This is a genomic window from Clostridium homopropionicum DSM 5847, from assembly GCF_001263795.1.
Classification (GTDB): domain Bacteria; phylum Bacillota; class Clostridia; order Clostridiales; family Clostridiaceae; genus Clostridium_H; species Clostridium_H homopropionicum.
In genome coordinates this window covers 85213-100667 of record NZ_LHUR01000005.1, presented here as the reverse complement: position 1 = coordinate 100667, position 15455 = coordinate 85213, and the positions used below count along the sequence as shown (strand labels likewise).

The following is a 15455-nucleotide window of genomic DNA, read 5'->3' as shown; positions in this document are numbered from 1 at the left end:
ATATATATATTAAAATTTAAATACAATTTGGAAAGTTTATATAGAAATATGAAAGGATGAGTGTATTGCTTAGAAAGAAAATTAAGATTATGGGGTTAGTTGCCATTTGCTCTGTAATATACGGTACGACTAATAAAGATAATATAGCTATGGCAGCTGGAGGAGGCAGCGTTACTGTTATTGATAAAACTACTGAAACAAGTGAAGTACCTTGGCCAACAACATTTTATTCATATACTAAGGTTGATGGAACGTTGATTTTAGATCCTTATGAGAAGTATAACAGTGGAACAGATATTGTAAGCAGTAATACAAATATTAATGGTGTTGCAGGAATGCTTCCATCTGTGTATGTAGCTTCAGACGAAACAACACTTTTTATTAGACTAAGACTTGATAATGATCCAAGAGATGCCAGTGCTGGTGGATTTGGTTCATCAGCATGGCTATTAGATATAGCTGCAGAAGAATTAACACAAGGTAATCCTAATTATGGTAAATACATGCATAGGGTATCTATTGGTATTGATGGAAAAGATCCTGCTAAAGATTACGTGTATATTACTGATGCTCAAGGTTCTTATGTTTATAAGTTATTTCAAACAACAGGAGCGAAAGGAAGTCAATCAGTACCTGGTACAAGAATAGTACCAGCTGAAGGTAATTCTGGCTTTAATAGTGGAACAGTTGGTACCGGTCCTTGTTTTTTAGATATTCAGGTTCCCATAAGCCTTGTAACGCAACTTGAAAAAAATGAATTAAAAATAGCATCACCTATTATGGGAAGCACATCGGTTAAATTATATTTTGGAACAAGCCAAGCAGCAAATCTTGCTGTAATAAATAAGGATTATATGTCTGGTAATGCTGTAAGTTTTGATGGATTATCGATAGTAAAGCTAGATAGTATTTCTGAAACTGTAGCAACAATCAGTATAGATGGTGGCAGCAGCGTAACGGTTAATACTTGGACACCAACTATAACAGGAACTACAAATGCAGAAAATGGAAGCAGTGTCATTGTTACTGTTGATGGAAAAACTTATACAACAACTGCTAATAATGGAGTGTGGATTGTAAATGTCACTAATCCACTTTCAAATGGGACATATACTGTAACAGCTCAAGTAACAAATACCTTAGGAAACTCTGCTACTTCAATGCAATCTTTAACAATATTTAACACAGCACCAACAGCAACAGGAGTAAATATAAGTGGAACAACCCAGGTAGGGTCAACATTAACAGGAAGCTACACATACGGAGATGTGGATAGCGACGAAGAAGCAGGAAGCAGCTTCAAGTGGTATCGTTCAGATGATGCAGAGGGAACAAATAAAATAGAAATAGCAGGAGCAACAAGTATAAGTTATATATTAACATCAGAAGACAAAGGAAAATATATAAGCTTTAAAGTTACGCCAAAAGCAGCCGCAGGAGTGACCACAGGAACAGCAGTAGAAAGTGCAAGAGTAGGTGCTGTAGCGGCAGCGCCAGTGGTGAATACAGCACCAACAGCAACAATTGGAGTCTTAACAGTAAATGAAGATGAAACAGAAAATGGAACACTTCAAGGAAATGACGTAGATGGAGATGCATTAACTTATATTATAGTAAGCGGGCCTAGCCATGGGAAAGTGGAACTTGGGGTTAATGGAGCATACACATATACACCAGAGGCAAATTATAATGGAGAAGACAGCTTCACTTACAAATTAAATGATGGAAAAGAAGATTCAAATACAGCGCAAATTAGTATAACGGTAAAAGCAGTAAATGATGCACCAACAGCTACAGGAGTAAGTATGAATGGAACAGCACAGGTAGGCTCAACTCTTACAGGAAGCTACACATACGGAGATGTAGATAGCGACGAAGAAGCAGGAAGCAGTTACAAGTGGTACCGCTCGGATGATGCAGATGGAACAAATAAGGCAGAAATATCAGGAGCAACAAGTATAAGCTATATCTTAACATCAGAAGACAAAGGAAAGTATATAAGTTTTGAAGTAACACCAAGAGCTGCCACAGGAGTAACTACAGGAACAGCAGTAGAAAGTGCAAGAGTAGGAGCAGTAGAGGCAGCACCAGTAGTAAATACACCGCCAACAGCAGCAAGTGGAATCTTAACAGTAAATGAAGATGAAACAGGAAATGGAACACTTCAAGGAAGTGACGTAGATGGAGATGAATTAACTTATACTATTGTAAGCGTACCTAGTCATGGAAAAGTGAAACTCGGGGTTGATGGAGCATACACATATACACCAGAGGCAAATTATAATGGAGAAGATAGCTTCACTTACAAAGTTAATGATGGGAAAGTAGATTCAAATACAGCACAAGTTAGCATAACAGTAAAAGCAGTAAATGATGCACCAACAGCTACAAACGGAGACTTAACAGTAAATGAAGATGAAGCAGGTAGTGGAACATTACAAGGAAATGATGTAGATGGAGATGACTTAAATTATATTATAGTAAGCGGCCCTAGCCATGGGAAAGTAGAACTTGGAGTTAATGGAGCATACACATATACACCAACGGCAAATTACAATGGAGAAGATAGCTTCACTTACAAAGTGAATGATGGAAAAGCAGATTCTAATACAGCGCAAATTAGTATAACAGTAAAAGCGGTAAATGATGCGCCAACAGCAGAAGGAGTAAGTATAAGTGGAACAGCCCAGGTAGGCTCAACTCTTACAGGAAGTTACACATACGGAGATGTGGATAGTGACGAAGAAGCAGGAAGCAGTTACAAGTGGTATCGTTCAGATGATGCAGAGGGAACAAATAAAATAGAAATAGCAGGAGCAACAAGTATAAGTTATATATTAACATCAGAAGACAAAGGAAAATATATAAGCTTTGAAGTAACACCAAAGGCAGCTACAGGAGTAACTACAGGAATAGCAGTAGAAAGTGCAAGAGTAGGAGCAGTAGCTACAGCACCAGTGGTGAATACTTCACCAACAGCAGCAATTGGAGACTTAACAGTAAATGAAGATGAAACAGGAAATGGAACACTTCAAGGAAGTGATGTAGATGGAGATGAATTAATTTATACTATAGTAAGCGGCCCTAGCCATGGAACAGTGAATCTTGGAGTTAATGGAGAATACACATATACACCAGTATCAAATTACAATGGAGAAGACAGTTTTACTTACAAAGTGAATGATGGGAAAGTAGATTCAAATACAGCACAAGTTAGCATAACGGTAAAAGAGGTGAATGATGCACCAACAGCCACAAACGGAGCTTTAACAGTAAATGAAGATGAAATAGAAAATGGAACCCTTCAAGGAAATGATGTAGATGGAGATGAATTAACTTATGCTATAGTAAGCGGTCCTAGTCATGGAACAGTGAATCTTGGGGTTAATGGAGCATACACATATACACCAACATCAAATTATAATGGAGAAGACAACTTCATTTACAAAGTAAATGATGGAAAAGAAGATTCAAATACAGGGCAAGTTAGTATAACAATAAAGGCAGTAAATGATGCACCTATAGCAACAGAATTAAGTATAAGTGGAACAACCCAGGTAGGATCAACATTAATAGGAAGCTACACATATGGAGATGCAGATAGTGACCAAGAAGCAGGAAGCAGCTACAAGTGGTATCGCGCAGATGATGCAGAGGGAACAAATAAAACAGAAATAACAGGATCAACAAGTATAAGCTATACCTTAACATCAGAAGACAAAGGAAAATATATAAGCTTTGAAGTAACACCAAAGGCAGCTACAGGAGTAACTACAGGAACAGCAGTGGAAAGTGCAAGAGTAGGTGCGGTAGCGGCAGCGCCAGTAGTGAACACAGTGCCAACAGCAATAAGCGGAAGCTTGACACTAAATGAAGATGAAGCAGGAAACGGAACACTTCAAGGAAGTGATGTAGATGGAGATGAATTAACTTATAGTATAGTAAGCGGCCCTAGCCATGGAAAAGTGGAACTTGGAGTTAATGGAGAATACACATATACACCAGCAGCAAATTACAATGGAGAAGATAGCTTCACATATAAAGTGAATGATGGAAAAGAAGATTCGAATACAGCACAAATTAGTATAACGGTGAAAGCTATAAATGATGCACCAACAGCCACAGAAGTAAGTATAAGTGGAACAGCCCAGGTAGGATTAACCTTAACAGGAAGTTACACATACGGAGATGTGGATAGTGACCAAGAATCAGGAAGCAGCTTCAAATGGTATCGTTCAGATGATGTAAATGGAACAAACAAGACAGAAATTGTTGGAGCAACAAGTATAAGCTATATATTAACGTCAGAAGACAAAGGGAAATATATAAGCTTTGAAGTAACACCAAGAGCGGCAGCAGGAGTGACCACAGGGATAGCAGTGGAAAGTGCAAGAGTTGGAGCCGTAGTAGCAGCGCCAGTGGTTAATACTCCACCAACAGCTACAAGCGGAGTCTTAACAATAAATGAAGATGAAGAAGGAAATGGAGCACTTCAAGGAAGTGACGTAGATGGAGATGACTTAAATTATATTATAGTAAGCGGCCCTAGCCATGGGAAAGTAGAACTTGGAGTTAATGGAGCATACACATATATACCAACGGCAAATTACAATGGAGAAGATAGCTTCACTTACAAAGTGAATGATGGAAAAGAAGATTCAAACACAGCACAAATTAGTATAACTGTAAAAGCAGTAAATGATGCGCCAACAGCCACAGAAGTAAGTATAAGTGGAACTGTTCAAGTAGGGTCAACATTAACAGGAAGCTACACATATGGAGATGTAGATAGCGACGAAGAAGCAGGAAGCAGCTACAAGTGGTATCGTTCAGATGATGAAGAGGGAACAAATAAAACAGAAATTTCAGGAGCAATAAATATAAGCTATATCTTAACATCAGAAGACAAAAGGAAATATATAAGCTTTGAAGTAACACCAAGAGCGGCAGCAGGAGTAACCACAGGAACAGCAGTAGAAAGTGCAAGAGTAGGAGCAGTAGCAGCAGTACCAGTAGTAAATATGCCTCCAACAGTAGAAAACTACAATGTGGAAACAGATTATAATAAGCAAGTATCAGGTACAGTAGTTGGAAGTGATCCAAATAAGGATACACTAACATACTCAGTATCAGAAGCAAATAAACCTGTACACGGGACAGTAACAATAAGTGAGAGCACAGGAGCTTGGGTATATACACCTTCAGATGGCTATAGTGGAAGTGACAGCTTTAAAGTAATAGTAAGTGATGGAAAAGGTGGAAATGCGACCTCAACAATAAATATAAAAGTAAATCCTCAGACAACCATTAACGTAATTGGTACAATCACAAATGAGAAAACTGGACAAATAATACCTGGCTGTAATGTAACTCTAAAGGATTTAAGTGGTAAATTAATAAAACAAACTACTACTGATGATAGTGGAAACTATAGTTTTGATAATGTGATTCTTGGAAAATATATAATAGTTGTTGAAAATCCAAAGTATACAACAAAAATCACAGAACTTAATGCACAAGTTGAAAATGCTCAGAATTCAACAGTTAAACAGGATATTCAGTTAGTAGACTACAAAATTGAATTGATTGCAAATCCAAGTACAATAGTAGGAGATGGGAAATCAAAAACTAATTTAACAGCAACAGTATTAGACAAAAACGGAGTGCCAGTTGAAGGTGTGACAGTACACTTTAGTTCTGATGTTGTACTTGACAGTAATTTCAGCAGTACCACTGCTATAACAGATAAAATGGGAAAAGCCACAGTAGAGCTTAGATCAGATGATGTAAGCGGAATAGATTCTAAAGTGATTTATGTTAGAGCAGAGGTAGATGATAAAGTTAGAGATCTTAAGGCGTTATCTCAGATTTTAATAACTTTTGAACCAGCCAGTATACAAGGTATTGTAACAGATAATCTTGGGAATCCAATTGCAGGTGCTAAAGTAGTGGTATCCAAGGATTTCAATATGGATGGAATTGTAGATTTCTATGGCAAGGCAGTTACAGGAGCAGATGGTTACTATAAAATAGCTATTCCTAAGGGAAATACAAGTTATGATGTAGCAATTACAAAGCCTGTACAAATTGGGAATAGCGTAGTAGAAAAAACTTTTGAACAGACAGCTACTATAGGAAATGTAACTGGTACTGGAGATGAAGTTTTTAATACAGATAAAACTGCAACTGGCTTGATTTTAGGGAAAGGATCAGATGGAAATATAGATGTTCTTAATAATTATTTAGGATATAATATGGATGTTTATCCTGCTGATAATTTAGGGAACATTGTTTCTCAAAATGCAATTGATAATGCAAATGCCAGTATTGTAAGCAATGGAGATAATAAAGGAGTTTTTAAAGTTGATGGACTTCAAAAGGGGCAAAGCTATGCACTTGCAGTAACTTATGAAATGGTTAATCCTGTTACCAAAGCTACTGAAAAAATAATTGTAGGAAAATTGCATGTAATTGTAAATAATGATGGACAGATAAACATTGGAGATGCTCTTATAGATCCATATGGAATAGTTAATGATGCATCTACTGGTAAACCATTGAACGGTGCTACCACAGTTTTATATTATTCAGATACACCTGGTAATATTGCAGCTGGTAAAACACCAAATACACAAGTAAATCTGCCTACAATACCTGGATTTGCACCAAATGATAATGTAAATCCTCAAAGCACAAATACAGCTGGAGAATATGCTTATATGGTTTATCCAAATACAGATTATTATATAGTAGTATCAAAACCAGGGTATAATTCTTACACAACAGGTAATATACATGTAGGTATGATAATTGTTCATAATGATCCTATTAATTTAGTTCCTATTGTTCAGGGGGGCGGCGGTTCAAGCCCAAGTCCAAGTAATACTACGCAAAATAACAATGTACCTACTACTAGAGATTACAACGTAGAAGTGCTAAAAGACTCATCCACATCAGGTAAGATTGAAGCAGAAGATAAGGATAAAGACAAATTATCATTTACGTTAGTTACTTCTTCAAGTCATGGTTCACTTTGGCTTAAAGATGATGGAACTTGGATATATGTTCCTAATAATAGTTATGTTGGGACTGATGCATTTGTAGTTAGAATTGAAGATGGAAAAGGTGGATCAAGTATATCTTTAGTAAATATATTAATAAAAGAAATTCCTATAGTAGTGCCTAATTATAATGCAAACACAAAACTTAATGAAGAAGTAAGTGGAAAAATTGAAGTTGAAGAGAAGATAAATGATGAATTGGATTATACTCTAGAAAATAGTCCTACTCATGGAAACGTAATTGTAAACCAAGATGGAACTTGGAATTACAAACCTAGTACAGACTATATTGGAATAGACAGTTTCAGTGTAAAGATAGCAAATAGTAGTGGTCAAGAGGCATATACAACAATAAATATTAATATAAAAGAAATCCAGAAAACAAATACAGTTGAAAATAATACTGAATCACAAAGCAAGAACACTGAAAAAACAGTTAATAAACTTCCTAAAACAGGGGGAACATTAGACTTCACAGTATTAAACACCTTAGGCGGCGCATTGATGGGTATCGGATATATTTTAACGGGAAGAAGAAAAAAGAAATAAAAAAGAAATATTAAGGTTAGCTTTGCTAGCCTTAATACTTTAAACCTAATGTATATTATATAAGAGGTAATTTATGAAAAGAGTTATTGGAATTATTATGATATTAGCAGGAGCTTGTTTAATAATTACTATTAATTATACAAAATATAGAGTAGATAAAAATCAAAAAGAAATGATAAATGCTTTTGAAAATATTATTAAGGATGAAGTTAATAATGATAAACCAGTTAATAAAGTTGAAATAAAAGTACCTGAAAATAAACTAGAAATTAACACAAAAGACACCATTGGCATATTGTATATTCCAAAAATAGACATAAAAGTTGCTATTGCTGAAGGTGTAGATAATGAAACATTAAAATATGCAGTTGGACATTTTAAAGGGACTCCGTTACCAGATAATAAAGGTAATTTTTGTATAGCTGGTCATAGAAGTTATGCATATGGAGAGTTTTTTAATAGATTAGATGAACTACAAATTGATGATGAAATTACTGTTGAAACAAAAGTTAGGCAATATAAATATAGAGTATACGAAAAAAAGGTAGTAGAGCCCTCTGAAATTTCTGTTTTAGATAATACAAAAGACCCTATTATTACATTAGTGACTTGCACACCTGTAAGAATAGCAACACACAGATTAATAATTAAAGGAAAGCTAGAGGAATAGCTGTCTGAAAGAATACCTGTAAAAACGCCTAACAAAAACGCACACGTGGAATCTTTCTACAGAATATTTGAAGACGAATGTTTAAAAATTAATGAGTTTCAAAATTATGCAGAAACATATAAAACAGTAAACGAGTTCATAGAATTTTATAACAATATAAGGATGTATTTTATTGTTATCTTAATTGGCACAAATTATCTTGAGCAACATAATATATACTACGAATATTGAATACATCAACTATAGATAAATAGAGAGATATGTTTGACTATGTAAAAAAAACCTTCTTGTTCTAAATTTTTAATGATAAAGGTGAGATAATTGAGTGAAAAAAAATACCAAGAAGTGAAAGCAACAACTATGGGAGGACTTACTGATGTCCCTGGTATCTTAGTTGGAAACGCTGAGGACAAAAGCGGTCGTACAGGATGCACAGTGATTCTCTGCCCTGATGGTGCAATCCCTGGTGTATCCGTAGTGGGAGGTAATCCTGGTACTCAGCAGACAGATAGCATCCGCCCAGGTACCAAAGAGGAACCTGTAAAGGCCGTTCTCATTACTGGTGGCAGTAATTTTGGACTGGCAGCGGCCAGTGGGGTAACGCGCTGGTTATTTGATCAAGGTATTGACCTAGTACCTATCGTACCAACAGCGGTTATTTTCGATCTAGTCTTTGCCAAGGGTTCAATCCCGCCTAATGGAGATCTGGGTTATGCTGCCTGCCAAGCTGCAAATACTGGTCAAATAGCGGAAGGAAATGTGGGTGCTGGTGCAGGAGCGACTGTGGGGAAATTCTATGGTAGGCCGATGAAGGGCGGACTGGGCACTGCATCTCTTCGCATTCCTGGTGGACCTGTAGTGGCGGCACTGGCAGTGGTCAATCCCCTCGGAGATGTATGGGATCAAGGGCGTATCGTCGTCGGAGCGTTACGTCCTAATGGGACCTTCGTCAATCAAACCCGGGCGATGCTAGATGGTGTGCCATCACCGCTGTTCAGCCAGACCATGAACACAACAATCGCCGTAGTGGCTACCACTGAACGTTTGAACAAAGCAGAGGCTAGCCGGGTGGCAACACTTGCCCAAGATGGAATGGCTCGGGCCATATCACCAGTGCACACCCAGTGGGACGGTGACACGGTATTCTGTCTCGCCCTAGGTTCAGAACCTAGTAACCTTACGGGCGACGCTGCTGTTACGGTGGTGGGCACAGCTGCTGCGGTAGTACTGGAGAGGGCCATTATACGTGGAGCATTGGCGGCGCAATGTGTCAAACACAAATAAAATAATTATTAATTAATTTCAATCAAAAACTAATTTTTAACAGTTATCTTATATAACATGTAACAATAATAGGAGATGATAATTGATATGGATAACTTTAAATTAGGAGAACCATTACAAAAATCCGCAAATAATTCAGGCTCACAAGTGTGGAACTTTGTTTCGTCACCAGGCTTGCATCCCATGAAAGTTACTATTAATATGAATAAAGGGGGAACAGCTCCCGGCTTAATATTCGTTGCGCCATATACTGCGTATGGTGAAAATATGATTGGACAAACAGGCGCACTAATCATGGATCAAGCTGGTAACCCAATCTGGTTTAGACCCCTTAATAGTAGATATATACAAAATTCGGATTTTAGAGTACAATCCTATAAAGATAAACCAGTTCTTACCATGTGGCAAGGAACCATATCAGGAACTCAGTCTGCAAACCCTAATCTTCCAGCAGGGGATCCTGAGCCCGGCGCTTATTTCCAAATTATAAATCAGAATTATAAGATTATTAAGAAACTTACTGCCCAAAAAGGGTATACTGCTGACGTTCACGAGTTTACTATTACAAATCGAAATACTGCTTTGTTTACTGCAGTGAAACAAGTTCCGGCAGATCTAACACTTTATGGAGGACCAGCAGATGGATATTTTGATGATTACTCCATTCAAGAAGTTGATCTTGAGACTGGTAAGCTGCTTTTCTTTTGGAATGTACTTGCTCATGTCGATCCAGCAGACTCAATGATACCCGCATCATCTGCAGCTAACTCTAATAATATTTGGGACTGTTTCCACGTGAATTCAGTTGAAGAGGGTCCAAATAATACACTTCTAATTAGCATGCGTAACATGTGGGCCATTTATAATATTGATAAAAAAACTGGAAATATAATTTGGCAGCTTGGTGGAAAACAAAGTGATTTTACTTTTGGACCAAAAGCTACATTTTCTTGGCAGCATGATGCCCGTTATAGACCTGGAAAAAGAATAAGTTTATTCGATGATGGCTGTTGTGCTTCTACAAGCTCTCCGCCTGAGAGCAAAGCACATGGCTTAATCCTTAAATTGGACTTCCAAAATATGACTGCAAATGTAGATCGAGCATATTATCATGATCCAATGCTATATGTTCCAAGTCAAGGAAATCTTCAAAAATTATCTAATGGAAATCAATTAGTTGGGTGGGGCCAGGAACCATATGTTTCTGAATTTGCAAATGCTGGTAACACTGAAAGAAATCCTTCATTAAACTTTTTATATGATATGCAATTTCCTAATCAAAATTTATCTTATAGGGCCTTTAAGAATAAATGGAGGGGGGTGCCGCTTTATCCACCTAGTATTGCTGTAGAGACATTTCGTGAAGATGCGGTGATTGTTTATGCATCATGGAACGGTTCAACTGAAACTGTAGCTTGGCAGGTGCTAGCCGGTCTAAACCCTGATAGATTGTCAGTAGTTGTAGATAGCATCCCTCGCACCGGATTTGAGACAGATATTTATGTTAATTCAGATAGACCATATTTTCAGGTAAATGCATTGAATTCATGTGGTCATGTTATTGGTACGTCACGGATTGTCCATTTATAAGAATTTTACGACGTAAAATTCTTAGTGACCAGTAACCAATTCCCAGTAACCAGTTTTATTAATCCTACTGGCAACTGGTCACTGGTTACTGGTTACTAAAGAAAAATGCATAGCATTTTTCTTAAATTATACCCCTCATTAGAAAATATTATGGAGAAGATAAAAAGTAGATAAAACAGAGTACTAAGAAAGGATTATTAAGCTGTGAAGCATAGTGGATTTTACCAATCATCCTAGGGTTTTTATAATGTATTATAGAATATTTTGAAATTATATGATAAAATTAATATAGGTGATGGAGTTTACCTTAACTGCTATAAAGCTAATGACTCCTACAAGTAATATGATAGTATTATTTGTAGGAGTTTTATTATTATATTCTAGCATTATTTTAGGAGGAGCAATGATAATGAGAAAATATATATTTATTGGTGCAGGAGGAATTTTTGCTACGATGTTAAGGAACTATATAAAAAATATACACATATATCATTATAAAGAAATTATCCCTTTAAATACCCTTTTTATTAATATTATTGGAAGCCTTAGTATTGACTACAACCTTAGCAGTATGGGAGTTTAGCTTAAATTTAATGCTAGGAATAGCTACTGGGCTTCTTGGAACCTATACAACCTTTTCAACATTTATGCACGAAGGCTTTAATTTTTTTCAAGTTAAAGAGAAATTAAATGCGTATATATATTTTAGGATCTTTGATTTTAGGAGTTATAGGATATGCACTAGGAACTAGTATATTGTTATTAGTAAAATAAAATTTAAAATATTGAAAAATATGTTAATGAGGATGCCATATATAAGGGGCATAATCTCTACCATGCAGTAGTTTTAAAGCTTAAGGAAATAGGTATGGCTGGTGTGACAGTCATTAGAATATAGTTAAATTCTTGACACAAATACGTTGTTATAACTATAATAATTTTAAGTTTTCATAATTAACTAAATAGGTGATGAAGTTCGCCATAATCATCCTCATGGATTAATGACTTCTACAATAAGTACTTTTATTGTGGAGTCGTTTTTGTTTTATAAATTTATTGGAAATTTAAATATTTATAAAGTTAAATAGAGGTGTAGATGTTTATAATACTGTAAAAGGAATACAACCTATCTGTTTTGAAAATGTTTGTTGGGCATATATTCTTGGAGCGGAAGGTGCAATAGGTATAGCTAAATCTGCTAATAAGGTAAGAAAAGAGCCATTAAAGGTTATCCTTAATGGTCTTGATAAAGATGCAGCCTAGATAATCTCAAGAGTTAATGGATTTACTTTATAGAATTAGAGTATATAAAAATTAGTATTTAAGCATTAATAGCCAATTGATTCAAATCATATGTTTTTGAATGAAGGGAACACTAAGAAAAACATATGAGAGGAGAGTGATATTATGCCAAATGAAACTATGCATAAACATGTAAATAAATTGGTGAATGAAAAATCACCGTACTTGTTACAACATGCATATAACCCTGTAGACTGGTATCCATGGTCTGAGGAAGCCTTTTCAAAAGCAAAAGCAGAAGATAAGCCGATATTTTTAAGTATAGGCTATAGTACTTGTCATTGGGGGTACTCTAGTTACTGAAACCAAAGTATTATTAATATAATGATGCTTGCAAATCAATTATTATTATCATGCCACTGATGTCAATAATTATTTGTATCGATAAAAGTGTTTTTTAGCCATTAAAATAAAAAAACGAAAATTTACCAATACTAAGGATCAAGGCACTACACATATTGAATTCGCAGAAGATTTGTGGGCAATTGATGTTTACACAAACTTATTGACAGAGTTAGTTGTTGAAGAAACTTTAAGTTTGGCGATAAACTAATAATAATTGAAGTGTTCATGATATTAAAGAGGTACTTACTTTTCGGTAAATACCTCTTTAAACTAATATTTATCTTATTTTTTATTACTAAAGTTTTAATTTAATGAAAATCCGCTACTGCTTAGTGCGATTTAGTTCTATTAATTTTTTCTGATACAAACTTTTACAATATCCTTTTCTGTAAAGTTATAAGCTAGTGGCTTATCAGTAAGAGGCTGTGTTCCAAAATTTCTAGTGTGAGCAAAAATCTCACATAATATAGTTGAACCAGTAATACTAAATTCATCGCCTTCATTAGCATCTTCACGACAAATTAAACATTGGAAAGGAATATCATCTATAATTTCTTTTTCTTGTTCAAGTCCAGTATCCAAAACAGCTGTATATCTGATAGTCCTACGAATAAAACCGCCGATAACAACATTTTCAGGACACACATCTTCGATATTTGCATAAACAGTATTATTATGAATAACAGGTGCATCTCTTAGTGCAGGAGGAACCAATTGGGTACTTCCTTCCACTATAACCTGGCAACAAGTCTGAGGATTGGCTACAGGGATAGGGCAGGAGGTAACTTTAAGAGGTCTCATCATTTCATTGTCTTCATGATCTAAGATATGACAATGCCACACATATCCAGGACCTGAAGTAGGATCAAATGGAAATAAATTAACCCCCGGCTTAACTATTTTAGGATTTGCATCTTGAGGTGCAAATCGAAGTTTAAGTCTAGTAACTTTTCCTGGTAATGCAATGACAGTATCTTTCCATCCACGTTCATTTAAAGCAGGGTCAATAGGATTGCCTGTTAGGAAAGGTTCTACAGGCAGTGAAATTGTTGGATGCTGCAGAGGTGGCTCCCCATTAAGTTTAATCCACTCTTGACTGTATTTTGTCTTATCAAAATCCTGACGATTTTCGATTTGAAATTGTATTAAGTGTACGTGGATAGGATGAGCCCCATTTGTAAGGTTAACAATTTCCCATTCTACTGTTGATCCAACTATTGGTAATTCGGAAATTGGAGCATCCCACATCTGTCCATCTAATAGTAATTCAGTTGGAGCGGTTGCTCCACCAACTACATTCAGAGTTAAGATTTTCTTTGGTACATCTGGTGTCAATATAGGTATTTTATTCAATTCAGCCGGAAGCTTAGTTGGCGAAACCACAGGTGTATCAAGTACAGTAAACTGCATAATTTGCCCTACAGTATTTTGGTCTGGCGCACTGCCATTAGGATAAGGAGTATTAGCATTATTATTAAGAATAACAGTTGTTTTAGGTTTTAGCATAGAAAAATCCACCAAAATCTCGGCACGCTCTCCTGGTGAAAGTAATAGTTCAGTTAACGTTACAGGAAAAGGAAGGAAGCCTCCATCAGAACCAATCTGAATAAAGCTCTGATTACTTGAAAGCTTTAAATTGTAGGTTCTGTTATTCGACCCGTTTAGAATCCTAAATCTATACTGTCTACGCTCTACATTTAAATTAGGCCATACTCTTCCATTGACCATAATAGTATTACCTACAAACGCTGGCCTCCAATAAGGATGAACATCAGGATCTACACCATTACTTGGAAATAATAATGAACCATCCTCATTAAATGAACGATCTTGAATTGCAATAGGAATATCATATGGGCCGCTTGGAAGAAGCGGAGATACTTTATTGTTTGGATCTTCTATTAAATAGAATCCGGCAAGACCAGCATAAACATTGAGACGTGTAGTTCCTAGTGCATGGTCATGATACCAAAGTGTAGTTGGCTCCTGTTTGTTTGGATAGGTATAACGAGTCTTTGAAAATCCTGGCCCCGTTTTTTCCTCCCCAGCCGTAAACCAAGTATCTGGTCCTCCATCAGAATCAGATTGAACCTCTCCTCCATGCAGGTGCGTAACAAGAGGAACTGGACTCTGGGCTAAAAGATATCCTGATGGAAAAGGTAAAAATGGTGGTGTTGGCGTCGGCATATTATTGGGATTCGCCCAATGTATAGTGGGATCTACTGCAAAAAGATTCGGTTCAGCGATATTATTTATCCACTGTACATTGCTTGGAATTCCACGAACTGCTTTAAAAGTAGGGCCTGGTGAGCTACGGAAGCAATGAATTTCACCTGTACTTGGGTCCTCAACATTACCTTCATACCCCCAGACAGTTGTCTTAGGGAATGTTGGTGGAAGAATCTGTTGCTTAAATTGAGTCATACCGATAGTATAATTATAACTTATCTCCTCACCTGTAACTGGATCTTTTACAATTACGGGCTTATATACTAGAGGAATAAACAATTGATTTACATATTTAGGAATAGAGTTTGGATCTAATGGTTTTACCATATCTATAATCTCCTTTTTTATATAATTATAAAAGGATGTTCATTTATAGCTCTCTTATATTTTTAATATGCTTGTTCATATTTTCTAGCAAAAGAACA

Annotated in this window: 8 protein-coding genes, 2 pseudogenes and 2 riboswitches; of the genes and pseudogenes, 9 read left to right on the top strand and 1 reads right to left on the bottom strand. The window is 36.1% G+C overall.

Annotation, left to right across the window (positions count from 1 at the left end; all coding sequences use genetic code 11):
- Window positions 1-65: 65 nt before the first annotated feature.
- The 9 genes and pseudogenes from CLHOM_RS00515 to CLHOM_RS00490 all read left to right on the top strand — a co-directional run.
- Window positions 66-7610, top strand: coding sequence for an Ig-like domain-containing protein (locus tag CLHOM_RS00515; protein WP_052219716.1), 7545 nt, complete (start codon window positions 66-68; stop codon window positions 7608-7610).
- A 73-nt stretch (window positions 7611-7683) separates the two neighbouring features.
- Window positions 7684-8280, top strand: coding sequence for a class D sortase (locus CLHOM_RS00510; RefSeq protein ID WP_052219715.1), 597 nt, complete (start codon window positions 7684-7686; stop codon window positions 8278-8280).
- Window positions 8281-8511: an integrase core domain-containing protein gene (locus CLHOM_RS18900; protein ID WP_082204318.1), complete on the top strand. Its 231-nt coding sequence runs from the start codon at window positions 8281-8283 to the stop codon at window positions 8509-8511. It begins immediately after the preceding gene.
- A gap of 90 nt (window positions 8512-8601) precedes the next feature.
- On the top strand, window positions 8602-9564 hold the full coding sequence (locus CLHOM_RS00505) for a P1 family peptidase (RefSeq protein WP_052219714.1): 963 nt from the start codon (window positions 8602-8604) through the stop codon (window positions 9562-9564).
- Between the two features lie 87 nt (window positions 9565-9651).
- On the top strand, window positions 9652-11154 hold the full coding sequence (locus CLHOM_RS00500; RefSeq protein WP_052219713.1) for an arylsulfotransferase family protein: 1503 nt from the start codon (window positions 9652-9654) through the stop codon (window positions 11152-11154).
- A 282-nt stretch (window positions 11155-11436) separates the two neighbouring features.
- Window positions 11437-11496: riboswitch (Fluoride riboswitch) on the top strand.
- A gap of 67 nt (window positions 11497-11563) precedes the next feature.
- On the top strand, window positions 11564-11737 hold the full coding sequence (locus CLHOM_RS00495) for a hypothetical protein (RefSeq protein WP_161803184.1): 174 nt from the start codon (window positions 11564-11566) through the stop codon (window positions 11735-11737).
- 201 nt (window positions 11738-11938) lie between these two features.
- On the top strand, window positions 11939-12052 hold the full coding sequence (locus CLHOM_RS18895; protein ID WP_074782817.1) for a DUF190 domain-containing protein: 114 nt from the start codon (window positions 11939-11941) through the stop codon (window positions 12050-12052).
- Between the two features lie 58 nt (window positions 12053-12110).
- A riboswitch (Fluoride riboswitch) is annotated at window positions 12111-12172 on the top strand.
- Window positions 12173-12240: 68 nt separating this feature from the next.
- A pseudogene (locus tag CLHOM_RS17745) lies at window positions 12241-12414 on the top strand (GGGtGRT protein); the annotation flags it as partial.
- A 162-nt stretch (window positions 12415-12576) separates the two neighbouring features.
- A pseudogene (locus CLHOM_RS00490) lies at window positions 12577-12741 on the top strand (DUF255 domain-containing protein); the annotation flags it as partial.
- Window positions 12742-13149: 408 nt separating this feature from the next.
- Here the strand turns inward: CLHOM_RS00490 and CLHOM_RS00485 are convergent.
- Entirely contained in the window at window positions 13150-15357 is a 2208-nt protein-coding gene (locus CLHOM_RS00485; protein ID WP_074782805.1) for a multicopper oxidase family protein, read from the bottom strand.
- Window positions 15358-15455 lie beyond the last annotated feature (98 nt).

Bases quoted from the DNA above. Each gene is read 5' to 3' on its own strand.
- CLHOM_RS00510 (WP_052219715.1), top strand. From the start codon at position 7,684: ATGAAAAGAGTTATTGGAATTATTATGATATTAGCAGGAGCTTGTTTA.
- CLHOM_RS00500 (WP_052219713.1), top strand. From the start codon at position 9,652: ATGGATAACTTTAAATTAGGAGAACCATTACAAAAATCCGCAAATAAT.
- CLHOM_RS00495 (WP_161803184.1), top strand. From the start codon at position 11,564: ATGAGAAAATATATATTTATTGGTGCAGGAGGAATTTTTGCTACGATG.
- CLHOM_RS00485 (WP_074782805.1), bottom strand. From the start codon at position 15,357: ATGGTAAAACCATTAGATCCAAACTCTATTCCTAAATATGTAAATCAA.